Origin of the sequence: Bradyrhizobium sp. S3.2.6 (assembly GCF_040546885.1) — a bacterium.
In the GTDB taxonomy this organism is placed as follows: Bacteria; Pseudomonadota; Alphaproteobacteria; order Rhizobiales; family Xanthobacteraceae; genus Bradyrhizobium; species Bradyrhizobium cytisi.
This window is the reverse complement of sequence record NZ_JBEPOS010000015.1, coordinates 1-23,527: the sequence shown is the minus strand read 5'-3', so window position 1 is coordinate 23,527 and position 23,527 is coordinate 1. Positions and strand designations below refer to the sequence as shown.

The 23,527-nt window shown below is 64.1% G+C and carries 24 protein-coding genes; 14 read left to right on the top strand and 10 right to left on the bottom strand.

Features of this window, described 5'->3' with window-relative positions:
- Positions 1-4 precede the first annotated feature (4 nt).
- Positions 5-6,301 (bottom strand): HAMP domain-containing protein, encoded by a 6,297-nt coding sequence (locus ABID58_RS24040; RefSeq protein ID WP_354035134.1) that lies wholly within the window; start codon positions 6,299-6,301, stop codon positions 5-7.
- Positions 6,302-6,583: 282 nt separating this feature from the next.
- On the opposite strand from ABID58_RS24040, the gene ABID58_RS24035 reads away from it, so the two are divergent.
- Positions 6,584-6,880: a hypothetical protein gene (locus ABID58_RS24035; protein ID WP_354035133.1), complete on the top strand. Its 297-nt coding sequence runs from the start codon at positions 6,584-6,586 to the stop codon at positions 6,878-6,880.
- A gap of 7 nt (positions 6,881-6,887) precedes the next feature.
- Here the strand turns inward: ABID58_RS24035 and ABID58_RS24030 are convergent, their stop codons facing one another.
- Positions 6,888-7,394 (bottom strand): DUF4142 domain-containing protein, encoded by a 507-nt coding sequence (locus ABID58_RS24030; RefSeq protein ID WP_354035132.1) that lies wholly within the window; start codon positions 7,392-7,394, stop codon positions 6,888-6,890.
- Positions 7,395-7,490: 96 nt separating this feature from the next.
- Between ABID58_RS24030 and ABID58_RS24025 the strand changes: the two genes are divergently transcribed.
- The 4 genes from ABID58_RS24025 (at position 7,491) to ABID58_RS24010 (ending at position 8,721) form a co-directional block, all read left to right on the top strand.
- Positions 7,491-7,685 carry a hypothetical protein gene (locus tag ABID58_RS24025; protein ID WP_148754581.1) on the top strand — a complete coding sequence of 65 codons (195 nt, stop codon included), beginning with the start codon at positions 7,491-7,493 and terminating at the stop codon, positions 7,683-7,685.
- Between the two features lie 120 nt (positions 7,686-7,805).
- A complete protein-coding gene (locus ABID58_RS24020; protein WP_283812778.1) occupies positions 7,806-7,937 on the top strand; it encodes a hypothetical protein in 132 nt (43 codons plus the stop codon).
- Positions 7,938-8,021: 84 nt separating this feature from the next.
- On the top strand, positions 8,022-8,228 hold the full coding sequence (locus tag ABID58_RS24015) for a hypothetical protein (RefSeq protein ID WP_354035131.1): 207 nt from the start codon (positions 8,022-8,024) through the stop codon (positions 8,226-8,228).
- A 343-nt stretch (positions 8,229-8,571) separates the two neighbouring features.
- On the top strand, positions 8,572-8,721 hold the full coding sequence (locus ABID58_RS24010) for a hypothetical protein (RefSeq protein ID WP_187435242.1): 150 nt from the start codon (positions 8,572-8,574) through the stop codon (positions 8,719-8,721).
- A 63-nt stretch (positions 8,722-8,784) separates the two neighbouring features.
- Here the strand turns inward: ABID58_RS24010 and ABID58_RS24005 are convergent, their stop codons facing one another.
- The 7 genes from ABID58_RS24005 to ABID58_RS23975 form a co-directional block, all read right to left on the bottom strand.
- On the bottom strand, positions 8,785-9,234 hold the full coding sequence (locus ABID58_RS24005; RefSeq protein WP_354035130.1) for a DUF3147 family protein: 450 nt from the start codon (positions 9,232-9,234) through the stop codon (positions 8,785-8,787).
- The gene (locus ABID58_RS24000) at positions 9,234-9,581 is read right to left on the bottom strand and encodes a DUF3147 family protein (RefSeq protein ID WP_354035129.1); all 348 of its coding nucleotides are present in this window, start codon (positions 9,579-9,581) and stop codon (positions 9,234-9,236) included. Before ABID58_RS24000 ends, ABID58_RS24005 begins: the two co-directional genes overlap by 1 nt.
- Positions 9,578-10,162 (bottom strand): phosphatase PAP2 family protein, encoded by a 585-nt coding sequence (locus tag ABID58_RS23995; RefSeq protein ID WP_354035128.1) that lies wholly within the window; start codon positions 10,160-10,162, stop codon positions 9,578-9,580. The genes ABID58_RS24000 and ABID58_RS23995 overlap by 4 nt, the downstream gene beginning before the upstream one ends.
- Positions 10,163-10,239: 77 nt before the next feature.
- On the bottom strand, positions 10,240-11,130 hold the full coding sequence (locus ABID58_RS23990; RefSeq protein WP_354035127.1) for an SDR family oxidoreductase: 891 nt from the start codon (positions 11,128-11,130) through the stop codon (positions 10,240-10,242).
- 47 nt (positions 11,131-11,177) lie between these two features.
- Complete coding sequence (locus tag ABID58_RS23985; RefSeq protein ID WP_354035126.1) at positions 11,178-11,729, bottom strand: DUF4142 domain-containing protein; 552 nt, start codon at positions 11,727-11,729, stop codon at positions 11,178-11,180.
- An 82-nt stretch (positions 11,730-11,811) separates the two neighbouring features.
- Entirely contained in the window at positions 11,812-12,039 is a 228-nt protein-coding gene (locus tag ABID58_RS23980) for a hypothetical protein (protein ID WP_128953211.1), read from the bottom strand.
- 8 nt (positions 12,040-12,047) lie between these two features.
- A complete protein-coding gene (locus ABID58_RS23975; protein WP_354035124.1) occupies positions 12,048-13,835 on the bottom strand; it encodes a thiamine pyrophosphate-requiring protein in 1,788 nt (595 codons plus the stop codon).
- A 139-nt stretch (positions 13,836-13,974) separates the two neighbouring features.
- Here ABID58_RS23975 and ABID58_RS23970 point away from each other — a divergent pair, with 139 nt between their 5' ends.
- The 4 genes from ABID58_RS23970 to ABID58_RS23955 all read left to right on the top strand — a co-directional run bounded on the left by ABID58_RS23970 (position 13,975) and on the right by ABID58_RS23955 (position 17,511).
- Positions 13,975-14,349 carry a PRC-barrel domain-containing protein gene (locus tag ABID58_RS23970; protein ID WP_354035122.1) on the top strand — a complete coding sequence of 125 codons (375 nt, stop codon included), beginning with the start codon at positions 13,975-13,977 and terminating at the stop codon, positions 14,347-14,349.
- A 30-nt stretch (positions 14,350-14,379) separates the two neighbouring features.
- On the top strand, positions 14,380-14,538 hold the full coding sequence (locus ABID58_RS23965; protein WP_187435241.1) for a hypothetical protein: 159 nt from the start codon (positions 14,380-14,382) through the stop codon (positions 14,536-14,538).
- Between the two features lie 199 nt (positions 14,539-14,737).
- Entirely contained in the window at positions 14,738-15,895 is a 1,158-nt protein-coding gene (locus tag ABID58_RS23960) for an HlyD family secretion protein (RefSeq protein WP_354035121.1), read from the top strand.
- A complete protein-coding gene (locus ABID58_RS23955; RefSeq protein WP_354035120.1) occupies positions 15,892-17,511 on the top strand; it encodes a DHA2 family efflux MFS transporter permease subunit in 1,620 nt (539 codons plus the stop codon). Before ABID58_RS23960 ends, ABID58_RS23955 begins: the two co-directional genes overlap by 4 nt.
- Here the strand turns inward: ABID58_RS23955 and ABID58_RS23950 are convergent.
- A complete protein-coding gene (locus tag ABID58_RS23950) occupies positions 17,508-17,975 on the bottom strand; it encodes a winged helix-turn-helix transcriptional regulator (protein ID WP_354035118.1) in 468 nt (155 codons plus the stop codon). The two genes, ABID58_RS23955 and ABID58_RS23950, sit on opposite strands and share 4 nt — an antisense overlap.
- A 165-nt stretch (positions 17,976-18,140) precedes the next feature.
- On the opposite strand from ABID58_RS23950, the gene ABID58_RS23945 reads away from it, so the two are divergent.
- The 5 genes from ABID58_RS23945 to ABID58_RS23925 all read left to right on the top strand — a co-directional run bounded on the left by ABID58_RS23945 (position 18,141) and on the right by ABID58_RS23925 (position 23,243).
- Positions 18,141-18,878, top strand: coding sequence for an SDR family oxidoreductase (locus ABID58_RS23945; protein WP_148754569.1), 738 nt, complete (start codon positions 18,141-18,143; stop codon positions 18,876-18,878).
- Positions 18,879-18,947: 69 nt separating this feature from the next.
- Positions 18,948-19,949 (top strand): NAD(P)H-dependent flavin oxidoreductase, encoded by a 1,002-nt coding sequence (locus ABID58_RS23940; protein WP_354035117.1) that lies wholly within the window; start codon positions 18,948-18,950, stop codon positions 19,947-19,949.
- A gap of 108 nt (positions 19,950-20,057) precedes the next feature.
- Positions 20,058-20,477 (top strand): hypothetical protein, encoded by a 420-nt coding sequence (locus ABID58_RS23935; protein WP_354035115.1) that lies wholly within the window; start codon positions 20,058-20,060, stop codon positions 20,475-20,477.
- A 118-nt stretch (positions 20,478-20,595) separates the two neighbouring features.
- Positions 20,596-22,161: an alkaline phosphatase D family protein gene (locus ABID58_RS23930; RefSeq protein ID WP_354035113.1), complete on the top strand. Its 1,566-nt coding sequence runs from the start codon at positions 20,596-20,598 to the stop codon at positions 22,159-22,161.
- Between the two features lie 263 nt (positions 22,162-22,424).
- Positions 22,425-23,243 (top strand): aldo/keto reductase, encoded by an 819-nt coding sequence (locus tag ABID58_RS23925; RefSeq protein ID WP_354035112.1) that lies wholly within the window; start codon positions 22,425-22,427, stop codon positions 23,241-23,243.
- Positions 23,244-23,527: the final 284 nt, after the last annotated feature.

The window sequence follows — 23,527 nt, the reverse complement described above, 5'->3', positions numbered from 1 at the left end:
CAACTCAGCGATGCAGCCACATGCGGATCGCAAGCAGCAATTGATCGGTGTTGACGGGTTTGGCGAGGTAGTCGGACGCGCCGGCTTCCAGGCATTTTTCGCGATCGCCCTTCATCGCCTTCGCCGTCAGCGCGATGATCGGCAGGCGCAGGAAGGCCGGATTCTCGCGGATCACGCCGATGGTCTGATAGCCATCCATCTGCGGCATCATGATGTCCATCAGCACGATGGCGATTTCCGGGTTCGATTCGACCAGCGTCACCGCCTCGCGGCCGGTGGTCGCTGTCAGCACCTTCATGCCGCGTCGTTCCAGTACGCTCGACAGCGCGAAGATGTTGCGCGCATCGTCGTCGACGAGCAGCGCGGTCTTGCCGATCAAATCCTCATCGGAACTGTTGAGCTTCTCCAGCATGCGCTGCTTCTCGACCGGCAGCTCCGTGATCACGCGATGCAGGAACAGGGCGGTTTCGTCGAGCAGGCGTTCGGGCGATTCCACGCCCTTGACCACGATGCTGCGCGCCATGGTGTGAAGTTCCGCATCCTCTTCCGCGGAGAGCTCGCGGCCAGTGAACACCACCACGGGAACGTTCGACAGCGTGTCGTCGCGACGGATCTGCTCCAGCACCTCGAAGCCGCTCATGTCGGGCAGCCTGAGGTCGAGCACGACGCAATCGCAGGGCGCCCCGCGCAGTGTCGACAGGGCACCGGCGCCGGTGTCGGTGGTCACGATCTCGATGTCGTCGTGATGCAGCAGCTCCCGGATCGACAACTGCTCGGCCTCGTTGTCCTCGACGATCAGCAGCCGCTTGCGCCGCGGTCGCGCGTATTCCTTGATCTGCGTCAGCGCGGCGGCAACGCCTTCGGTCGTCGTCGGCTTGTTGACGAAGGAGAAGGCGCCGCGGGCCAGCGCATGCTGGCGGTCCTCGTCGAGCGTGATGATCTGCACGGGGATGTGGCGCGTCAGCGGGTTATGCTTGAGCTGGCTCAGCACCGTCCAGCCGAGCATGTCGGGCAGGAACACATCGAGCGAAACGGCGCGCGGCTGATACTGCTTTGCGAGTTCGAGCGCCTCGGCGCCGCGTGCGGCGACCAGGACCTTGAAATCCTTGTCGCGTGCGAGGTCGACCAGGATGCGGGCATAATGCGGATCGTCCTCGACGATCAAAAGGATGCTGTCACCAGGCTCGAGATTGAGGCGGTCGTCGGGCAGTTGCTCGATGACGCGTTGCTGTTCCGGTGCGGCGGCCTGGAGTGCCGGCGGCTGGTTGTATTGTTGCGGCGCTGGTGCTGCGCGCGGCGCCAGCGTCGGGCCGGAATATTTTAGCGGCAGATACAGCGTGAAGGTCGAGCCCTTGCCCGGGGCGCTGCGCAGGTGGATTTCGCCGCCGAGCAGGCTCGCGAGCTCGCGGCTGATGGCGAGGCCAAGGCCGGTGCCGCCGTATTTACGGCTGGTGCCGGCGTCCGCCTGCTGGAACGCCTCGAAGATCAGCTTCTGCTTCTCCAGGGGAATCCCGATACCGGTATCGGAGACCTCGAAGGCGATCACGGCCGGCGCGGAGTTCAGCACGGGATGATCCGTGCCCCAACCGCCGAGCGCGCCGGCGACCTTCAGCCGTACTTCGCCCTCGCCAGTGAACTTGAAGGCGTTGGAGAGCAGGTTCTTCAGCACCTGCTGCAGGCGCTTGGAGTCAGTGACGATGCTGCGCGCGAGGTTCGGATCGACGTCGATCTTGAACGACAGATTGCGGTTCTCCGCCTCATGCCGGAACGGCCGTCCGACCGTCTCGAGCAGGTTGGCGGTGAGGATTTCCTCGGCGTCAACCGTCACCGTGCCGGACTCGATCTTGGAGAGATCGAGAATGTCGCTGATGAGGTTCAGGAGGTCGGTGCCGGCGCCGTGGATGGTGCGGGCGAATTCGACCTGCTTGGCGGAGAGGTTGCCGTCCGGATTGTCGGTGAGCTGCTGTCCGAGGATCAGGATCGAGTTCAGCGGCGTGCGCAGCTCGTGGCTCATATTGGCCAGGAATTCGGACTTGTACTTCGAGGTCAGCGCGAGCTCGGTCGCCTTTTCCTCGAGCGCGCGGCGGGCCTGCTCGATCTCCTGGTTCTTGCGCTCGACCTCGACGTTGCGCTCGGCGAGCTGCTGCGCCTTCTGCTCGAGCTGGTCGTTGGTCTGCTGCAACTCGCGCTGCTGGGTCTGGAGCTCGCCGGCGAGCTGTTGTGACTGCTTCAGCAGGCCTTCGGTCTGCATCGTCGCTTCGATCGAATTGAGCACGATGCCGATGGAGTCGGTGAGCTGCTCCAGGAATGTCATCTGCGAGGTCGTGAACGAGGTGAGCGAGGCGAGCTCGATCACCGCCTTGACCTGCCCCTCGAACAGCACCGGCAGCACCACGAGGTTCTTCGGGGCGACGCGGAGCAGCGCCGAGTTGATTGGCACCACGTCGGCGGGAATGTCGGAGACCATGCGCGGGCGCCGGTCGAGCGCGCACTGGCCGATCAGGCCGTCGCCGAACGGAAGCACGCGCTGATAGGGATAGACACCGTCGCCGGCATAGGAGGCCAGCAGCAGGAGCTGCGGATTGTCCTCGTTCTCGACCTGGTAGATCACGCCGGTATGCGCGTTGACCAGCGGCGACAGCTCGGTCAGCAGCAACCGGCCGACGGTCGTGAGATCGCGCTGGCCCTGAAGCATGTTGGTGAACTTGGCGAGGTTGGTCTTCAGCCAGTCCTGTTCGGTGTTCACGTCCGTCGTCAGACGGAGATTCGTGATCATCGTGTTGATGTTGTCTTTCAGCTCGGCCACTTCGCCGCGGGCATCGACCTGAATCGACCGCGTCAAATCGCCCTTGGTCACGGCGGTCGCCACTTCGGCGATCGCGCGCACCTGCGAGGTGAGGTTGGCCGCCAGCAGGTTGACGTTGCCCGTGAGGTCCTTCCAGGTGCCGGCGGCACCGGGCACGTCGGCCTGACCGCCCAGGCGGCCTTCGACGCCGACCTCGCGCGCCACCGACGTCACCTGGTCGGCGAAGGTCGCGAGCGTCTCGGTCATGTTGTTGATGGTGTCGGCAAGTGCTGCGACCTCGCCCTTCGATTTCACGGTGAGGTTCTGCTTGAGGTCGCCGTTGGCGACCGCGGTCACCACCTTGACGATGCCGCGGACCTGCTCGGTCAGGTTCGCCGCCATGAAGTTGACGGTGTCGGTGAGATCCTTCCAGGTGCCGGCCACACCGGGCACCTGGGCCTGACCGCCGAGCTCGCCTTCGGTGCCGACCTCGCGCGCAACGCGGGTGACTTCGCCGGCAAACGCGTTGAGCTGGTCCACCATGGTGTTGATGGTGTTCTTGAGCTCGAGGATTTCGCCCTTCACGTCCACGGTGATCTTGCGCGAGAGGTCGCCGCGCGCCACGGCCGTTGTGACTTCGGCGATGTTGCGGACCTGCGTGGTGAGGTTCGCGGCGAGCAGGTTTACGTTGTCAGTGAGGTCCTTCCAGGTGCCGCCGACGCCGGGCACGACGGCCTGACCGCCGAGCCGGCCTTCGGTGCCGACCTCGCGCGCCACGCGCGTCACTTCCGCCGCGAAGGAGCGGAGCTGCTCGACCATCGTGTTCAGGGTGTCCTTGAGCAGCAGGATTTCGCCGCGCACGTCCACAGTGATCTTCTTCGACAAATCGCCGCCGGCGATCGCGGTCGCGACCTCGGCGATGTTGCGGACCTGGGCCGTCAGGTTGGAGGCCATGAAGTTGACGTTGTCGGTGAGGTCCTTCCAGGTGCCGGCCACGCCGGGCACTTCAGCCTGGCCGCCGAGCTTGCCTTCGGTGCCGACCTCGCGCGCCACGCGCGTCACTTCGCCTGCGAAACCGTTGAGCTGGTCCACCATGGTGTTGATGGTGTTTTTGAGCTCGAGGATTTCGCCCTTCACGTCCACTGTGATCTTGCGTGACAAGTCGCCGCGCGCCACTGCGGTGGTCACTTCGGCGATGTTGCGGACCTGGGCCGTGAGGTTGCCCGCCATCGAGTTCACAGAGTCCGTCAAGTCCTTCCAGGTGCCGGCGACGCCGGGCACGTTGGCCTGACCGCCGAGGCGTCCTTCGGTGCCGACCTCGCGCGCGACGCGCGTCACCTCGCCCGCGAAGCGGTTGAGCTGGTCGACCATCGTGTTCAGGGTGTCCTTGAGCTGAAGGATCTCGCCGCGCACGTCCACCGTAATCTTGCGTGACAGGTCGCCACCGGCGATGGCGGTTGCGACCTCGGCGATGTTGCGGACCTGGGCCGTGAGGTTACCCGCCATCGAGTTCACGTTGTCGGTGAGATCTTTCCAGGTGCCGGCGACGCCCGTCACCTGGGCCTGACCGCCAAGCTTGCCCTCGGTGCCGACCTCGCGCGCCACGCGCGTGACTTCGCCGGCGAAGGCGTTGAGCTGGTCGACCATGGTGTTGAGCGTTTCCTTCAGCTGAAGGATTTCGCCCGAGACGTTCACCGTGATCTTCTTGGACAGGTCGCCCTTGGCCACCGCGGTCGCGACCTCGGCGATATTGCGGACCTGACCGGTCAGGTTCGAGGCCATCGAGTTGACGCTGTCCGTCAAATCCTTCCAGGTGCCGGCGACGCCGCGCACCTGGGCCTGGCCGCCGAGCTTGCCCTCGGTGCCGACCTCGCGCGCGACGCGGGTGACTTCGCCGGCGAAGGCGTTGAGCTGGTCCACCATGGTGTTGATGGTGTCCTTCAGCTCCAGGATTTCGCCGCGGACGTCCACGGTAATTTTCTTTGACAAGTCGCCGCCGGCGACCGCCGTCGTCACCTCGGCGATGTTGCGAACCTGCGCGGTCAGGTTCGACGCCATCGAGTTGACGCTTTCCGTGAGGTCCTTCCAGGTGCCGGCGACGCCGAGCACGTTGGCCTGGCCGCCGAGCCGGCCTTCGGTACCGACCTCGCGCGCGACGCGCGTCACTTCGCCGGCGAAAGCATTGAGCTGGTCGACCATGGTGTTGAGCGTTTCCTTCAGCTGAAGGATCTCGCCCGAGACGTTCACCGTAATCTTCTTGGAGAGGTCTCCGCCTGCGATCGCAGTGGCGACGTCGGCGATGTTGCGGACCTGCGCCGTCAGGTTCGACGCCATGAAGTTGACGTTGTCGGTGAGGTCCTTCCAGGTGCCGGCGACGCCGGGCACCTGGGCCTGGCCGCCGAGCTTGCCTTCGGTGCCGACCTCGCGCGCGACGCGCGTCACTTCGGAGGCGAAGGAGTTCAGCTGGTCCACCATCGTGTTGATGGTGTCCTTCAGCTCCAGAATTTCGCCGCGCACGTCCACCGTGATCTTGCGGGACAAGTCACCGCGCGCCACGGCGGTGGTTACGTTGGCGATGTTGCGGACTTGCGCGGTGAGGTTGCCGCACATCGCGTTCACGGAGTCGGTCAAATCCTTCCAGGTGCCGGCGACGCCGGGCACGATGGCCTGGCCGCCGAGCTTGCCGTCGGTGCCGACCTCGCGGGCGACGCGCGTCACTTCGGAGGCGAAGGAGCGCAGCTGGTCCACCATCGTGTTGATGGCTTCCTTGAGCTGAAGGATCTCGCCGCGGACGTCGACGGTGATCTTCTTGGACAAGTCGCCGTTGGCCACCGCGATCGTCACCTCGGCGATGTTGCGAACCTGGTTGGTCAGGTTGTTCGCCATCGAGTTGACGCTCTCGGTCAGGTCTTTCCAGACGCCGGTCACCTCAGGCACCTGGGCCTGGCCGCCGAGCTTGCCTTCGGTGCCGACCTCGCGCGCGACACGCGTCACTTCCGAGGTGAACACGCCGAGCTGCTTGATCATCGTGTTGACGATGGTCGCCGATTGCAGGAATTCGCCGCCCAGCGGGCGGCCCTCGACGTCGAGCTTGACGGTTTGCAGCAGGTCGCCCTGCGCCACGGCTGCGACCGCGCGGGTCACCTCGCGCGTCGGCCACAGCAGGTCGTCAATCAGCGTGTTGACGGAGCCTTCCATGTCGGCCCAGGAGCCGGAGGCGAGGCCGAATTTCACGCGCTGGCGGGTCTTGCCTTCGCGTCCCACCACCTGGCCGACCAGCTCGAGCTGCTGCGCCATGCGCTGGTTGGCGGCGATGATTTCGTTAAAGGTGTCGGCAATCTTGCCGTCGATGCCGAGGTAGTCGCCGCTCATCCGCACCGAAAAATCGCCGCTGCGCATGGCCTGGAGCGCAAGCAGCAATTCCGGCCGGGAATCCTGCTCCGACATACCGTTGGGTTTTGGTTTTGGGACGCGACGACCGGAGCGTGATGCCGTTCCGGGATCGAGGTCGCTCATGCTATTTCCCCCGCGGGCGTCGGCCGAATCTTAGGCGTGACGCAACTGTCAAAATAGAGCGTTAGCCAAATTCGAAATCAAGCGCCAAGGTTGCGACGCGAGGAATTGGAACCTGCCGTGCTCAGCCCGGCCAAACCAACGGCGAAGACTGTTGAGAGTTCCATCCGATTACCCAAAATTCTCACCCAAAGGGTGGGCGTTCCAAATTCCGGAGCCGCCCGCCATCGTTAGGAACGCCGGCACAAGCCCCCAAGTTAGCCCGCAGACCCAGGGAGAGAGCATATGAAAGCCGGATTGGCCGTCTTCATCGCCGCATTATTAGCCGCCGGATCGGCGCTGGCGCAGGCCGGTGCGCCAAGCGGGCGCGGAGCCGTGACCGGCGATCCCGCCGCAAGCTCCGCCACCCCGCATGCGGGCTCGCAGACCACGGGGGCCGCCCCCAAGTCAAACCCCAGCGGCAGCGGCACTTCGACCTCGGGCGGGAAAGATGCCAATGGAGATGCCGGCCGGGACAAGATGCCCGACAGCGACCGCACCGTCCGGCCGATGGGCCAGCAGCATCATCCGGAGGACAAGTAGGGTTGCTCTACCTGTCGGCCATGGTGCGTTCGGTGTCCTTCAACTGCGCGCGCAGCACGGGCAGGTGCTCGTGCGCGAAGGCGGCGAGCGCAGGATTGTCAGGCGTCCTCAGATAGCGCTCGAGCAGGGCGATCGTGGATTCGTATTCGGGAATCTGCGCGGCATAGAAACTCCGGACATAGGCCGGCCCATCCGTATCATCGGGCTTGGCGAGACTGATGCCGGCCGATTTTGTCACGCACGGCTCGGTGCCGATGGCGTCCTGAATCTCCTTGAGCGCCTTGTCGCGCTTGGCCGCCTCTTCGGCGCGCAAGGCGGCAAGGTTCTTCACCTCCGCATTGCCGTTCAGGTCGGTGCTCTCCAGCAGGCCCTGCTGGAAGCGGCTGAAGGCGTAGAGGCCGCTGATGACGTCCGTCGCGTCAGGCGCGCGATCACCGCGCACCTGCTCGCCGGTGCTGTCGGCAAGAGCTGCGGTGCCTATGAAGGCCAGGACGATCGCGACAAATATCCGCATGAGGATCCAATGACTTGTAACGTGCGAAGTTCCGGCGGAGGTTACGATCATGTAAGGGCGGTTGCAGGGCGCGGGTTCCATGCCCACGTCCTACCCATGAAACAGTCTGACATCTTCAGGGACAACGCCGAGAACTGCCTGCAATTGGCCGAGCGCTCGGAAGGGCAGCCCGCTTATAATCGCTATTCGCGCATGGCGGATGCCTGGATGGCCTTGGCAAAAGAGCAGGACTGGCTCGATGGCGAAGTCCCGCCCGTTAAGGTCAGCATCCTGCAAAGCCAGAGTGCCTGACCGCTCTCGTTTCCGTGAGTCCCAGTGTGAGACCGCTCACGGAATGAGCGGCACCAATCAACCATCATCCGGGAATAGTCGATCGCGTTGATTTTTCCGATTCCAGAAGGAGGTTTTGCGATGGCTCCGCGTCTGGCACTTTTCTCACTCATTCTCGCCTTTGGCGTTTCGGTCGCGTTCGCGACGGCGACGACGGTCCGGCAGGTGCATCAGGAGAACGCATCCGTGGCGGTGCATGCGGCGCATAGCTAGCGTCGCACACCTTTCGCATGTTCGGAACATTCGACGCACCGGAGCGTAAGCGCTTCGAGGCATCGGAACACGCGAGAGGAAATCATGGCACATTCCGACCACGGCATCGTCAAGGACAAGCGCGCGGAGGATCAGCCGCGCGACAAGCAGCGCGCGCAAACTGCGCACAAGACGGGCCAGAGGGACTCGCCGTCGCGCGAGGCGACGCGCGATCCCAAGCTCAACGATAGCAGCAAGACGCCGGGCTCCGGCATGACGCCGGACGATTCTGGCGCTGCGCCGAGCGGCTAATTAAGCGAGGAACGAATCCCCGCACGATGAGTCGACTGATTGCTTCCGGTTGTCATGCCCCCGGTGAGCCGGAAGTAATCTCCAAGGACGGCCCTGGCACCCACCGTGCCGGGGTCGTCGTGCTTGTGAGAGGTTGGAAATCAATCCTCGGCGTCGCCTCCCGGCTTCGTTGTGCTTGAATCGGAAATCATCAGCTGCAGACAGCTCTTCCGGCGAGAGCACGACCTGTTCCGCAGGAGTCCGAAAAGGCGTCAATTGAGAAGGATAGTCAAATAAAATCAATAGCTTGCGACTTGAAACGTTTTCCCTGCAGGCGCATTTTAAAGACGAAGGGAGACGCGCCATGACGGACAAGGTCAGGTTACCCCGCAAGCTTTCCGAGGAACCCGAAGCACCAAAGCCGGTGCGGCCGAGCCATCAGAAGGTCATTGAGCAAGTCGAGCGCTGGGCCAACAGCCCGGGCCTGCAACCCCCGAGGACCGACGACGCGTAGACCGTCGGGGAAGTAGGGTTTGTGATGCTACGGGAAGACGCCGCGGCTTCTCGCTGATCGCCCTCAGCGTTCAGCCGGCGTGGTTTGGGTGGTGATGCGAAGCTTCCGCCTCAACCACCACGCTGACACCGAGACAGCAGCCCATACCAGGATGGCGGCTGCGAATGCCCCGGTCACGTTAGCCGCAACCAGGGCGTAGAAGGTCGCGGCGAACGCCGCAAGACCGAGGCTCCCAAGCCCGGCACCCGCAGCATCGAGAGCTGCAGCCTGCTGCCCGCGTCTCCGCCCCGAGAGGCCCGCCTTCTCTTTGGCCCGGCGCTCGTGGCTTTCGATCAGCGTCGCGCTGGCGCAGAAGATGGCAGGAAGCGCGAGGAAGAGCCCGCCGACGGCGACGCCATACTGTCTGCTCACGACGCCTGCGAAAACCGTCGCCAGTCCGCCGAGCAGGAAGCGAACGCTGTACTCGTACCAGCGCGTTTGCTTCAGGGACGACGATGACAGTTTGACCAGCATCAGGCGGCGCCTCCGAAACCCGCGAGCAGGGCAAAAGCAACCGCAAGCCATACGACGGAAGCGACGATGGTGGCTGGTAGCGCCGCTAGTCGAAACCTCATCAGGAGATGGCAGACGGCGAGGCTGTAGCAAGCGAGGGCTGCCGCGCCATAGATCATGGTCCAGCTTTCCGCCGCAGCATATTGCGGGCCGTGTTGGACGACAGCGATGCCCAGCGTCGCCAGTGCCACCGATGGCGCGGCACCGAGCAGGCCGCCAAAGCTTTTGGGCCGCAACATATCGCCGAGGATCGCGAAGGCGGACACGATCATGCCGCCGGCGACGAAGCGGAGAACGTACTCGGTCATGATCGGGCCCGCCGATCCGGGGGCTTCCTGCTGCGATTCGTGAGCGTCCATGGCCTCATCATCCGCTCGATGACGATGCCCAGGGTGAAGCCTGCGACCACATCGCTGGCCCAATGCGCAAGCAAGGCGACGCGCGTTAGCGAAAGCCCCACGGCGATGAAGCGCACGAGACGTCGGCGGGCGGGCGGCAGCGGGCCGGCCGCGGATGCCAGCGCGCCCATATGCACGGCATGGCCGGACGGAAAGGCATCGCGCGCCCGTCCGGAGAACGGGATGCCGCGGCGATGGCCTCGTATCGTGAGCCGGTCCGGCCTGACCTGATCGAACGCGGATTTGAGGATGTGGGGCAGTATCGCCGTCACCAGCGACACCGCGAGGATGTGGTTGGCCGCATTGCGCTCTTCGGCAGGGCGATGCCTGGTGTAGAGCCAACCCGCGGCGGCGAGGGCGAGCAGCACATGTTCATCCGCGCCCCAGGTCAGCGCTTCGACAGCCTCCTCGATCTCCGGGTTGGTGCGACCTGCGATCTTATTCGCGATCGCGGTATCGATCCGTGTGGGTTTGACTGCTACGAGCGCCATTGATCCCAGGTCGGCGAAAGGTTCTCCATGACAGTTTTGTAAAGCCGAACACCGACGATTGTTCCTGAGCCGAGGCGTTACGGCTGTCCCGATCCGCCCGCGGAGCCGTAGACCTGGCCGGTTGCATAACTCGCATCGGCAGCTGCGAGCTGCACGTAGATCGAGGCGAGTTCGGCGGGCTGACCGGGGCGGCCGAGTGGCGTCATGCCGCCAAACTTTTCGAGCTTCTCCATGGTGGCGCCGCCCGAAACCTGGAGCGGCGTCCAGATCGGCCCCGGCGCAACGCCGTTGACGCGAATGCCCCTGGAGGCGAGCTGCTTTGCCAATGACTTCACGTAATTCATGGTCGCCGCCTTGGTCTGCGCGTAATCGTAGAGATCCGGCGAGGGATCGTAAGCCTGCTCGGATGTAGTGGCGACGATGCAGGATCCGGGCTTGAGATGCGTCAGCGCCGCCTTGATGATCCAGAACGGCGCATAGATGTTGGTCTTCATGGTGGCATCAAAATCCTCTGGCGAGACGTCGAGGATGGAGGCGCGCGCCTGCTGTCGCGCCGCGTTGTTGACGATGATGTCGAGCCCGCCGAGGCCCTGCACGGCCTGCTCGACCAGCTTCCTGCAGAAGGCTTCCTCCTTGAGGTCGCCGGGGATTGCGAGGCCGGTGCGGCCTTCCTTCTTGATCAATGCGATCACCTCCTGCGCGTCGGGCTCCTCCGCAGGGAGATAGTTGATGGCGACGTCGGCGCCCTCGCGCGCGTACGCGATCGCGGCCGCGCGGCCCATGCCGGAATCGCCGCCGGTGATCAGCGCCTTGCGTCCGGCGAGCCGCCCGGAGCCCTTGTAGCTGGCCTCGCCATGGTCAGGTCGCGGCTCCATCCTGCCGGCGAGGCCGGGCCAGGGCTGCGACTGCTTCTTGAACGGCGGCTTCGGATAGCGGGTGAGGGGATCGATCAGGTCGTGCTCGGCCATATCAGTGCTTCCTTTCGCCCTCGAAGATGCCAGCGAAGCCGCAAGTCTTACTTCGACTGTCCGACGCTCGGCGCCCTGCCAAGCTCCTTGGCCATGTCGAGATGATGCCGGAGTGCTGGCAGCGTCTTGTTGGCCCAATCCTTCAGCGCGGCATTGTCGCCGCCCTTGGCATAGCGATCGAACAGCGAGGTCGCGTCCTCGTGGGCGCTGACCTGATAGGAATCATAGTCCGAGCTGAAGTCCTTGCCCGAAGCACTCTTGAGCTTGTCCAGCTTGCTCTGGTGCGAGCTGTCGAGTGCAGTCGGCAGGGTCGCCTGCACCTTGCCATCGCCGACGAGGGCCTTCAGCTCGCCGCTGGTCTTGGTGTGGTCGGTCACCATCTGCTGCGCGAAGCTCTTCTCCTGCGCGTTGCCCTTCTGCTCGGCGAGCTTGCTCGATTCGATCTCGAACCTGTCGCTGACTGCGACCTCCTTGACGAAATCGGCGGTGGTCGGTGCGACGCCCAACGCCGAGTTGACGCCGGTCTTCTCACCTAGCGACTGCGCGAGAGCAGGGCCTGCGAGCAGCACGCAGGCAAAGGCGATGACGGTACGTTTCATGGTCCGGTCCCTCTGATTGGCCACGCGGCCTTTGCCGCGCGGATCTTTGCGGCGACCAACACGGGCCCCGGGGCCGATGTTCCTAATCCGTCGGATGGCGGCCGGTGCGGGGATTGATCGGGTCGGTCGGCTTGCGCCGCAGCCGTTCCGGCAGGAACGGCTCGGATGGCGAGGCCGACGGCTCGGCGCGCACGTCGGCATGGCGCTGGGCCCGCTCATGCGGCGTCTGGTTGGTGTTGATCTGGCGCTTCACGTCGACGCCGTCGACGGGATCGTTGACGCCATGCTGAATGTCACGGAAGTCGCTCATGGTTCACCTCATTCCTTTCCGGGCAGGATCTTTTCCAGCACTTGCCGGGCCGCTCCCTTGATCACGCCGGTCTCGTCAGGATCGCCCTTCATCAAGGCGAGCGAGAAATTCTTCGCCTGCTGCAGGGTGATGTGCGGCGGCAGCGGCGGCACTTCGGGATCGGTCTTCACCTCCAGCACGACGGGCATCTCGCTTGCCAGCGCCTGTTCCCAGGCCGAGGCGAGCAGTTGCGGGCGGTCGACGAAGATGCCGGTGAGGCCGATCATCTCGGCAAAGCGCGAATAGGGCACGTCGGGGATGCGCTGCGAGGCCTCGAATTTGGGGTCGCCATTGATGATGCGCTGCTCCCAGGTCACCTGGTTGAGGTCTTCGTTGTTGAAGACGCAAACGACGAAGCGCGGATCGCGCCATGATCGCCAGTATTTCGCGGCCGTGATCAGCTCGGCCATGTTGTTCATCTGCATGGCGCCATCGCCGACCAGCGCGATGACAGGCCGGTCCGGATCGGCATATTTCGCGGCGAGCGCGTAGGGCACCGCGGCGCCCATCGAGGCGAGGCCGCCGGAGAGCGAAGCCGTCATGCCGCGCCGGATCTTGAGATCGCGCGCAAACCAGTTGGCGCAGGAGCCGGAATCGCTGGTGATGATGGCGCGCTCTGGCAGGCGCGACGACAGCTCCCAGGCGACGAGCTGCGGATTGATCGGCGCGGCGGGCTGATGCGCACGGTCGTCCAGCGTCTTCCACCATCTGGCGACGTTGTCCTCGATGCCCTTCCGCCAGGCGCCGTCGCTCTTGGGCGCGAGCCGGGGCAGCAGGCTCCGCAAGGTCTCCGCGGCATCGCCGACGAGGCTGACTTCCATGGGGAAGCGGATCGACGTCATGCCGGCATCGATATCGATCTGCACGCCGCGCGCGGCGCCTTCCCTTGGAAGGAATTCTGCGTAGGGGAATGCAGAGCCGACCATCAGCAGCGTGTCGCATTCCATCATCATGTTGTAGCTGGGCTCGGTGCCGAGCAGGCCGATCGAGCCCGTCACCCACGGCAGGTCGTCCGGCAGCGCCGCCTTGCCGAGCAGCGCCTTGGCGCAGCCGGCGGACAGGCGGTCGGCGACCGCGATCACCTCGTCGGTGGCATGCAGCGCGCCGGCGCCGATCAGCATCGCGACCTTCTGGCCGGCGTTGAGAACCTCCGCGGCATGATCGAGTTCGGCTTCGCGAGGGATCACGCATGGGGCACTGTAGCCGACACCGGAATGCAGGGTGCCGTGGGCACGGGGCGGTCCTTCGTACGGCTCTTCCTGGAGATCGTTGGGGAGGATGATTGCAGTCGGGGCCCGGCGTGCGAGCGCGATGCGCACCGCGCGATCGATCAGGTGCCGCACCTGGGCGGGTGAGGACGCTTGCGCGACATACGCGCCGGCGACGTCCTTGAACATCGAGACGAGGTCGAGTTCCTGCTGATAGCTTCCGCCGAGCGCGTTTCGCGCCTGCTGGCCGACGATCGCCAGCACCGGCTGGTGATCCAGCAGCGCATCGTAGAGCCCCGTGATCAGATGTGAGGCGCCAGGTCCCGATGTCGCGACGCAGACGCCAAGCTCGCCGGAAAACTTCGCATAGGCGCTGGCCATGAACGCCGCCATCTCCTCGTGCCTGGCCTGCACGAAATCGATCTTGGCCTCGGCCCGGTTCATGGCGCCGAACACGCCGTTGATGCCGTCGCCGGGGTAACCGAAGATATGGCGGACGCCCCACTGATGCAGACGCTGGACGATGAAGTCGGAGACGGTCTGGGACATCGTGGACGGCTCCCGGTTTCCTGATCTGACATCAAGAACAGCGCGTTCCCGGCGATGTTCCTGTTGGCCGCAGGCGCCTTCTGGAACGATCACCCCTTCACGCAAGTTGATTCACACATTGGCTGAGTGGAGGATCCAAATGTTGAATCAAGGCGAACTGGATCGCGCCGAGATGGGCCGTCTGATCGGCAGCGACAAGGTCCAGGGAACGTCGGTTTACGGCGCGGATCGCAACCGGATCGGTTCGATCGAACGCGTGATGATCGACAAGATCAGCGGCAAGGTGTCCTACGCTGTGCTCGGCTTTGGTGGATTTCTGGGCCTCGGCAACGATCACTATCCCTTGCCCTGGCAGTCGCTGAAATACGACACCGAGCTCGGCGGCTATGTCACCGGAATCACTGCGAAGGCCCTTGAAGGGGCACCGAAGTATGGCGCGCGCAGCGATTGGAACTGGAGCGATGACGCCGCGACGCGGAGCATCAACGCCTATTACGGTGTTCCCTTCGCCTAACCGGTTGGCGGAGAGACAGAGGGAGATCAGATGAGCCAGGAAAAGCCCACCGACGATCCCCGGCAGCAGAATGACTGGGGATCGCACGCCCAGACGGACAAGCCCTGGAAGGGTAATCCGGAGAAGGAGCAGAGGTCCGGCGAGAAAAGGCCGGACCTGGAGAAATGGCACGAGACCAAGACGCACTGAACAAGACGCATTGAACAAATGCGCAGGCAAATTTGTGGGCGCGGTACAGATGGTGCCGCGCTTCTTTTTTGCGCAATGCATTCACGAATGAGAGCGGTGCTCCCACAACCCGGAACCATGCCTTAAGGCTACGGTTAGGCTCCCGGTGTGCACGCATGGCAAAGCCGTTCGCTGCATAGTTTCGATCGAGGTGTTCGCAGTGGATGCTCAAACCCGGGAGCGCGGGCCGTCCGCGGAGCAACCGCAGAAGCTGGAAGCTCCAAAGAATTCGCCGGACCCCGAGCGCCAGACCAGGGATCAGTCCGGGAAGCCGGCCAAGACCCCGTCGCTGCGCGAGCGGCTCCGCGAGCACTGGCTGCTCGCGACCGTTGGCGCCGTCGTGCTGATCGCAGCGCTGGCCGGCGGTCTGCTCTATTGGCTCGAGGTCCGCCACTACGAATCCACCGACGACGCCTTTGTCGCCGCGCGCAGCTTTTCCGTGGCCTCGAAGGTCGGCGGCTACGTGACGGATATCCCGGTCACGGACAACCAGCATGTCAACGCCGGCGATCTCCTCGCCAAGATTGACGAGCGCGACTATCGCATCGCCGTCGATCAGGCCGCGGCGCAGGTCGAGGTCTCCAAGGCCAACATCGCCAATGTCGAGGCGCAGATCGATTCCCAGCAGGAGCAGATCAAGCAGGCCCAGGCCCAGCTCGAGCAGGCGCAGGCCCAGCTTCAGTTCTCGCAGGAGGAATTTGCGCGCGCCCAGAATCTGGTCGAGAAGGGCGCCGGCACCGTACAGCGCCAGCAGCAGACCCGCTCCGATCTTCAGGCCCAGCAAGCCAACACCGAGCGCGCCAAGACTGCGGTGATAGCCGCGCAACTCGGGATCAAGACGCTGCAAGCCCAGCTCGAAGGTGCCAAGGCGCAGCTCGAGCAGTTCCAGGCCCAGCTCGATCAAGCGAAGCTAAACCTGCAATATACCAGTGTCGTCGCCGCGCAGTCCGGCCGCGTCGTCAAGCTCTCCGGCGCCAAGGGTACGTTCGTGACCGCAGGCCAGAGCCCGATGATGTTCGTGCCCGATGATGTCTGGATCGTCGCCAACTACAAGGAGACCCAGCTCGCCGACATGCGACCTGGCCAGCCGGTGGAGATCCGCATCGATGCCTATCCCGGGCGGAAGCTGACCGGCCATGTCGATTCCGTGCAGCCGGGCTCCGGCACCGCCTTCAGCCTGCTGCCGGCGGAGAACGCCACCGGCAACTACGTCAAGGTGGTGCAGCGCGTGCCGGTGAAAATCGTGGTCGACAATTGGCCGGCCGATCTGCCTGTTGGTCCCGGCATGTCGGTCGTGCCCTGGACCAGGGTGCGATGACGGACGCCACGCAAGACGGCGCATCTGCCGGCGGCTGGTCGCCGGAACGCTCGGCAGCCGGCGGCCATAATCCATATCTCATCGCTTTCGTGGTCTCGATCGCGACTTTCATGGAGGTGCTCGACACCACCATCGCCAATGTCGCGCTGCGCCACATCGCAGGCGGGCTCGCGGTCGGCATCGACGAGAGCACCTACGTCATCACCAGCTATCTGGTCGCCAATGCCATCGTGCTGTCGATCTCAGGCTGGCTGTCGACCGTGATGGGCCGCAAGCGCTTCTACATGATCTGCGTGGCGACCTTTTCGGTGGCCTCGCTGTTGTGCGGCCTCGCCTGGAGCTTGCAGGCGCTTGTGTTGTTCCGGATTCTGCAGGGGCTGGGCGGTGGTGGCATGGCGACCAGCGAGCAGGCGATCCTCGCTGATTCTTTTCCGCCGCAAAAACGCGGCCAGGCGTTTGCGATCTATGGCGTCGCAGTCGTGGTCGCCCCAGTGATTGGCCCGACGCTCGGCGGTTGGATTACTGATACCTACTCCTGGCACTGGGTGTTCCTGATCAACGTGCCGATGGGTCTGATCTCGCTGTTCCTGGTCGGCACGCTGGTCAAGGAGCCGTCGGGCGCGGAAGAGGAGAGGGCGGAGCTGCTGAGCAAAGGCCTGCGCGTCGACTACATCGGCTTCCTGCTGGTCGCGATCGGGCTCGGTGCACTCGAATTCGTGCTTGACGAAGGCCAGCGCAATGACTGGTTCGGATCGAACATGATCCTGTCCTTTGCACTGCTTGCCGCCTTCAGCCTGCTCGCATTGATCCCGTGGGAGTTGATGCGGGATGATCCGATCGTCGACATCCGCCTGCTCGGCAGGCGCCAGTTCGGGTCCTGTTTCCTGGTCATGCTTGGCACATTTGCGGTGCTGATCTCAACAACGCAGCTATTGCCGCAGCTCTTGCAGACGGAGCTTGGCTACACCGCCATGCTCGCGGGACTGGTGCTGTCGCCGAGCGGCGTCGTGACGATGATGTTGATGCCGGTGGCGGGACGACTGGTCACGATGGTGCAGCCGAAATATCTGATCATGTTCGGCGCTGCGACGGCCGCGCTTTCGATGTGGCATCTGACCGGGCTTACCGGAGACATCAGCTACGGCTACGCCGCGCTGGCGCGAATCTATCTCGCGGTCGCTCTTCCCTTCCTATTCCTTCCGGTGACGACGGCATCCTATGACGGCTTGCCACCCGAGAAGACCAACCAGGCCTCCGCCCTGATCAATGTCGCCCGCAACATCGGTGGCTCGATGGGCGTGGCGCTGGCGCAAACGCTCCTGGCGCAACGCCAGCAATTCCATCAGAGCCGCCTGATCGAGCACGCCGCGCCGTCCGATCTCGGCTATCAGCAAACCATCGACGCAATGACGCGCTTCTTCCAGGCCCAAGGCTCGAACGCGACGGACGCTGCCTCGCAAGCGATCGCCTGGATCGGCCAGACCCTCCAGCAGCAGATCGATCTTCTTGCTTATATCGACGTGTTCTGGACGCTTGCCGTTATTGCGGCGTTGTTGATCCCGATTGCCGCGGTCATCCGACCGGTCGATTTGCGCTCGCCGGCGCGAGGGCACTAGGCAGCGTCAGCTCCTCGCCGCCCCGGTCCCGCATGAACGTGCACCTGCTTCGCATGCAGCGCCTCGCCGCATTCCGAGCACACCATCACCGGATCGAACAGCTTGCCGCAAGTCTTGTGCTCGTGCAGCAGCGGGCGGCCGCGCTCGTCACCCATGTGGGTGTCGCCCCAATGCACCATCGCCATGATGATCGGATAGAGATCGAGCCCCTTCTGCGTGAGGATGTATTCGTAGCGCTTGGGAGACTCGGAATAGGGGACGCGGCGCAGGATGCCGAAGCGGACCAGCTTCTTCAGTCGCTCCGACAGAAGATGCCGCGTGATCTGGAGCGACGTCTGGAATGCCTCGAAGCGGCGTACGCGCAAGAAGCATTCGCGCAGGATCAAGAGCGTCCAGCGGTCGCCGACCACGGCGACGGTGCGGGAGAGCGAGCAGGGCTCCTCGTCCAGCGTATCCCACTTCATGATCCTGTCTCCGGCCTGGGCAACCATAAGTCTGAAAAAAGAACTGACTTGAATGATCAGGGGTATTTCTAAAGAAACTTAGCATCCGACGTCAAAGTTTGACAGTTCTATTTTAGAACTATAGCCTCCCGGCCCAATCACATGCTGTCACCGGAGGAGGCGACCTTGCCCAAGCGAAACGCGACCGCGGCCGTGATCGGGGCCGGCGATTTCATCGGCTCCGAGATTGCCAAGAAATTCGCCGCCGAAGGCTTTTCGATCTATGCGGGCCGCCGCAACGGCGACAAGCTCGCGCCGCTGGTGAAGGACATCGAGGCCGCCGGCGGCGAGATCCACGCGCGCTCGCTGGATGCGCGCAAGGAGGAGGAGGTCATCTCCTTCCTCGACGATGCCGACAAGCATGCGCCGCTGGAGGTCTGCATCTTCAATGTCGGCGCCAACGTCAATTTCCCGATTCTCGACACCTCCGAGCGCGTGTTTCGCAAGGTCTGGGAGATGGCTTGCTATTCAGGCTTCCTCGCAGGGCGCGAGGCGGCGCGGCTGATGCTGCCGCGCGGCGGTGGCAAGATCTTCTTCACCGGTGCGACGGCGTCCTTGCGCGGCGGCAGCGGCTTTGCGGCGTTTGCCAGTGCCAAGTTCGGACTGCGTGCGGTGGCGCAGGCGATGGCGCGAGAGCTCGGGCCGAAGAACATTCACGTCGCCCATCTCATCATCGATTCCGGTGTCGACACTGAATGGGTGCGGCAGCGCCGGCTCGAGGCGCTCGGGCCGAATGCGCTTGATAATCCCGATCTGCTGATGCCGCCTTCGGCGGTCGCCGATTCCTATTGGCAGCTCTATCAGCAGCCCAAGAGTGCCTGGACCTTCGAGATGGAGATCCGCCCGTTCGGAGAGAAATGGTGACCGCGGCGCAGAAGTGCGGCTAGACTGTCCCCAAGCAGAGCTGAAGCAAAATTCCGGGAGGATATGTACGTGAGGACGGCGATCACCGAACTGTTCGGCATCGAGCACCCCATCATCCAGGGCGGCATGCATTTCGTCGGCTTTGCGGAGCTTGCCGCCGCCGTCTCCAATGCCGGCGGGCTCGGCATCATCACCGGCCTCACGCAGAAAACACCGGAGCTGCTCGCCAAGGAGATCGCGCGTTGCCGCGACATGACCGACAAGCCATTCGGTGTGAACCTCACCTTCCTGCCGGCTTTCTCGGCGCCGCCTTATCCGGAATACATCGCAGCCATCGTCGAGGGCGGCGTCAAGGCGGTGGAGACCGCGGGCCGCAGCCCGGAGGCCTACATGCCGGCGCTGAAGGCGGCAGGCATCAAGGTGATCCACAAATGCACCTCGGTGCGCCACTCGCTGAAGGCCGAGCGGATCGGCTGCGACGCCGTCAGCGTCGACGGGTTTGAGTGCGGCGGCCATCCCGGCGAGGACGACATTCCCAACATGATACTGCTGCCGCGCGCGGCGGAGGAGTTGAAGATCCCGTTTGTGGCCTCGGGCGGCATGGCCGACGGACGCAGCCTCGTCGCGGCGCTGTCGTTGGGTGCTGCCGGCATGAACATGGGCACGCGTTTCATCGCGACCAAGGAAGCACCTGTCCATCAGAACGTGAAGAACGCGCTGGTCGCGGCGACCGAGCTCGACACCCGCCTGATCATGCGGGCCCTGCGCAACACCGAGCGCGTGCTGAAGAATGCGAATGTCGACCGCCTGCTCGAGGTCGAGCGCGAGAAGGGCGCCAAGCTGACCATCGACGACATCCACGACCAGGTCGCGGGTGTCTATCCCAAGGTCATGCTGGACGGGCAGATGGATGCCGGCGCCTGGAGCTGTGGCATGGTCGCGGGCCTCATCCACGACATCCCTACCTGCAAGGAACTCGTCGATCGCATCATGACCGAGGCGGAACAAATCATCCGCAGCCGGCTTATGGGGTTCCTGGACGGGACGAGTGCAACGCGAAAGGTCGCCTGACATCGCCTAACTTCTTAACCACGGCGGCAGTTGACCGCTGGAATTGCACGCGGCGCCTCCTAGATAGACGCAGATTACTCCTTTAATAATCAATTTCAGGAGGCGTCCGTGGTCCTGAAAAGCGTTCCTTTCGCTGTTGCCGTTGCCCTCGTGCTTGCATGGGGCAGCATCGCACGCGCTGACGACTACAAGCCTGATGAATACCTTGGCCTTGACCTCTCAAAGGCCGTGCTGTCACCGAAGCGGCTCGGACCCGAGACGCATTTTGCTCCAGTCGCGCTAGAGGCGAAGGGCGGCACCGAGGCGCAGGCTCGCGCCGAGCCGGTCGACGTGCCTAAGAAGGTTGCGGCGGAGCGCGTGCACGTCTCCGAGCCGAAGGTGGCGCACGCGAAGAGCGCGCAGCCGCGCGGCGCAGCCCGCACCAAGCTCGCGCATCGTCACGGCAATCCGCTGGACGCCCAGGCGATGGACACGCATATCCAGACCTGGCCGTGTCGTTCCGGCGGCATCTGCAACTGGAAGCGCTGACCAGTTCGAGAACGTCATCCCCGCGTCGTAAAATCGTAGGCGCAGAGTCAAGAAACCGTAAGGGTAGGAGTCAAGGAGCGCAGGCACCTTCCGTCGCGATTCGACGAAGGTTTCCTGAATGGCAACGCTCCGCGCTTCACGCGCATGGACCCGGCGGCAGTTCCTGGTCCGCTCCAGCTCCAGCCTCGCCGTCGCCTCGCTCGCAAAGCCGAGCATCAGCCGTGCCGCCGATCGCCCGCAGATCGCGGGCGGCATCCAGTCCGGCGACGTCTCGGACGGCTCTGCCGTGATCTGGGCGCGCGCGGATCGGCCTGCTCGAATGCAGGTGGAATGCTCGACGGTCGAGAGCTTCAAGACCATCATCGCGTCTGCGTCGCGCGACGCTCTGCCCGACGCAGACTTCACCGCAAAACTGCAGCTCGACGATCTGCCGCCCGGACAGGACGTCTTCTATCGCGTGCGCTTCGACGACATCGCGAGCAGCATCGCCGGCGAAAGCCGCGTCGGCCATTTCCGCACTGCGCCGGCCGCGGGCCAGTCGATCTCGTTCCTGTGGTCAGGCGATGTCGCAGGGCAGGGCTGGGGCATCGACATCGCGCGAGGCGGCTATCGCAGCTATCGCACCATGCTCGACAACCGCCCGGACTTCTTCATCCACTCCGGCGATCACATCTATGCCGACTGCACGATTTCGTCCGAGCAGAAGCTGCCGAATGGCGAGATCTGGCGCAACGTCGTGACCGAGGACAAAGCGCAAGTCGCGCACACGCTGGCGCAGTTCCGCGGCAACTACAAATACAACCATCTCGACGAGCATTTTCGCGCGTTCCATGCGCAAGTGCCGATGCTCGCGCAATGGGACGATCACGAGGTCACCAACGACTGGTCGCCCACCGGCAGCTATGACGAAGCCGGCTACGAGGACGACGGCACGCCGCGCCTGGTCGCGCGTGCTCGCCGCGCCTTCTTCGACTTCATGCCGATCCGGGACATCGGCGCGCGGCAGGGACGGGTCTATCGCAAGATCGCCTACGGCCCGCTGCTCGACGTCTTCATGATCGACATGCGCAGCTATCGCGACGAGACCTGGAACAAGGGCAACGATCATCGCGGCTGGATTCTTGGCGCCGAGCAGCTCGCTTGGCTGAAGCGGGAGCTCGCTGCCTCGCGCGCAACCTGGAAGGTGATCGCGGCAGATTTGCCGATCGGGCTGATCAGCCTCGATGCCGTCGCGCTCGGCGACGGGCCGCCCGACCGGCGTGAGCACGAAATCGCCGATCTGCTTGCGTTCATCAAGCGCGCTTGTGTCCGCAACATCGTCTGGCTCACCGCCGACATGCACTACACGGCCGCGCACTACTACGATCCGAACAAGGCCCGGTTTCGCGATTTCGAGCCGTTCTGGGAATTCGTCTCCGGACCCCTGCATGCAGGCACCTGGGGCCCCGGCGAGCTCGACAACACGTTTGGCCCCGTAGCGATGTACCGGAACGGGTGCAGCGAAACCCAGGGCGAGAACCTCGCGCCCTGCTTCGGCCTGCAGTTCTTCGGCCGCGTCGACATTGACGGCACAAGCGGCGTGATGACTGTCACCTTGAAGGACGTCGACAACCGCGATCTCTGGTCGGTCGACCTCGTGCCGCAGCCGCAGGCGCGCCCGGCTATGGTTGCGCAGCATTCGTAAAGGGACGGGTCATTCTCACCGTCGTCATGGCCGGGCTTGACCCGGCCATCCACGCCTTCCCCTTGTGGTGTCAAGAACGTGGATGCCCGGGACAAGCCCGGGCATGACGGTGAGGAAGCACCTAACCCGATCTTGATTGGCCGCCGCCCGCCTTGCGCGCTACAGTGGGCCAGTCCCGCCACCTCTTTTCCATCACCGAAGAGACTGCTCACGCGGCATCGCCGCGCGCATCCGGCGGGCTGAAATGCTCAGGAGCCTGTTCAATGGACAATCTGAAAACACAGGGCATCAGCATGCCCAAGCTCGGCCTCGGCACCTTCCGCATGCAGGGCGACGCCTGCCGCGCTGCGGTCGAGAGCGCGCTGTCGATCGGCTATCGCCACATCGACACCGCCGAGATGTATGCCAACGAGGAAGCCATCGGCGCCGCGCTGGCTGCGGCCTCCGTGCCGCGCGGCGAGCTGCACGTCACGACAAAAGTCTGGCACGAGAACCTGGCGCCGGACGCGATCCGCCGCGCCTTCGATGACAGCCTGAAGAAACTGAGGCTCGACCACGTCGATCTCTATCTCGTGCACTGGCCGTCGAAGTCGGCGAACTGGGGCCAGGTGTTCGAGACCTTGATGAAGCTGAAGGAGGAGGGGCGCACACGGGCGATCGGCGTCGCCAATTTCACCACGGCGCTGCTCAAGGTCGCGGTCGAGGACGTCAAGGCGCCGATCGCCTGCAACCAGATCGAATATCACGCGATGCTGGATCAATCGAAGGTGCTGGCCTATCTCAACGCCAAGTCGATACCGCTCGTCGCCTATTGCCCACTCGCGCAGGGGCGCGTTGCATCCGATCCGGTGCTCGCCGAGATCGGCGCGAAACACAACGCAAGCGCGGCGCAAGTGGCGCTGAAATGGCTGCTCGACCAGGATGGTGTCGCCGCGATCCCGAAGGCATCGCGCCACGAGAGCCAGCAGGCCAATCGGGACGCGCTGAAGATCAAGCTGGATGATGCCGACCGCAAGAAGATCGCAGCGCTGCCGAAGGACAGGCGTTGCGTCAATCCGGGCTTCGCACCTGTTTGGGATTAAATGTCGACACTACGTGCAAGGTTACCCTCTCCCCTTGTGGGCCCCTTGTGGGAGAGGGTGGCTCGGCGCGGAGCGGCGAGACGGGTGAGGGGTCTCTATCCGCGTGCAGATCAGTTTGAATTCGCCGAGAGATACCCCTCATCCGGCGCTTCGCGCCACCTTCTCCCACAAGGGGAGAAGGAAGGAGGTTGTCCAGACCGGATAGAGAGGTAACACAGTAGACCGGATGGATGGGTGACAGTTCTCTGTCGGCTGGGAGGATCAGCCGATGCCTTGGCGGGAGA

Coding starts and splice junctions, on each gene's coding strand:
- ABID58_RS24040 (WP_354035134.1), bottom strand. CDS start 6,301: ATGAGCGACCTCGATCCCGGAACGGCATCACGCTCCGGTCGTCGCGTC.
- ABID58_RS24035 (WP_354035133.1), top strand. CDS start 6,584: ATGAAAGCCGGATTGGCCGTCTTCATCGCCGCATTATTAGCCGCCGGA.
- ABID58_RS24030 (WP_354035132.1), bottom strand. CDS start 7,394: ATGCGGATATTTGTCGCGATCGTCCTGGCCTTCATAGGCACCGCAGCT.
- ABID58_RS24025 (WP_148754581.1), top strand. CDS start 7,491: ATGAAACAGTCTGACATCTTCAGGGACAACGCCGAGAACTGCCTGCAA.
- ABID58_RS24020 (WP_283812778.1), top strand. CDS start 7,806: ATGGCTCCGCGTCTGGCACTTTTCTCACTCATTCTCGCCTTTGGCGTT.
- ABID58_RS24015 (WP_354035131.1), top strand. CDS start 8,022: ATGGCACATTCCGACCACGGCATCGTCAAGGACAAGCGCGCGGAGGAT.
- ABID58_RS24010 (WP_187435242.1), top strand. CDS start 8,572: ATGACGGACAAGGTCAGGTTACCCCGCAAGCTTTCCGAGGAACCCGAA.
- ABID58_RS24005 (WP_354035130.1), bottom strand. CDS start 9,234: ATGCTGGTCAAACTGTCATCGTCGTCCCTGAAGCAAACGCGCTGGTAC.
- ABID58_RS24000 (WP_354035129.1), bottom strand. CDS start 9,581: ATGACCGAGTACGTTCTCCGCTTCGTCGCCGGCGGCATGATCGTGTCC.
- ABID58_RS23995 (WP_354035128.1), bottom strand. CDS start 10,162: ATGGCGCTCGTAGCAGTCAAACCCACACGGATCGATACCGCGATCGCG.
- ABID58_RS23990 (WP_354035127.1), bottom strand. CDS start 11,130: ATGGCCGAGCACGACCTGATCGATCCCCTCACCCGCTATCCGAAGCCG.
- ABID58_RS23985 (WP_354035126.1), bottom strand. CDS start 11,729: ATGAAACGTACCGTCATCGCCTTTGCCTGCGTGCTGCTCGCAGGCCCT.
- ABID58_RS23980 (WP_128953211.1), bottom strand. CDS start 12,039: ATGAGCGACTTCCGTGACATTCAGCATGGCGTCAACGATCCCGTCGAC.
- ABID58_RS23975 (WP_354035124.1), bottom strand. CDS start 13,835: ATGTCCCAGACCGTCTCCGACTTCATCGTCCAGCGTCTGCATCAGTGG.
- ABID58_RS23970 (WP_354035122.1), top strand. CDS start 13,975: ATGTTGAATCAAGGCGAACTGGATCGCGCCGAGATGGGCCGTCTGATC.
- ABID58_RS23965 (WP_187435241.1), top strand. CDS start 14,380: ATGAGCCAGGAAAAGCCCACCGACGATCCCCGGCAGCAGAATGACTGG.
- ABID58_RS23955 (WP_354035120.1), top strand. CDS start 15,892: ATGACGGACGCCACGCAAGACGGCGCATCTGCCGGCGGCTGGTCGCCG.
- ABID58_RS23950 (WP_354035118.1), bottom strand. CDS start 17,975: ATGAAGTGGGATACGCTGGACGAGGAGCCCTGCTCGCTCTCCCGCACC.
- ABID58_RS23930 (WP_354035113.1), top strand. CDS start 20,596: ATGGCAACGCTCCGCGCTTCACGCGCATGGACCCGGCGGCAGTTCCTG.
- ABID58_RS23925 (WP_354035112.1), top strand. CDS start 22,425: ATGGACAATCTGAAAACACAGGGCATCAGCATGCCCAAGCTCGGCCTC.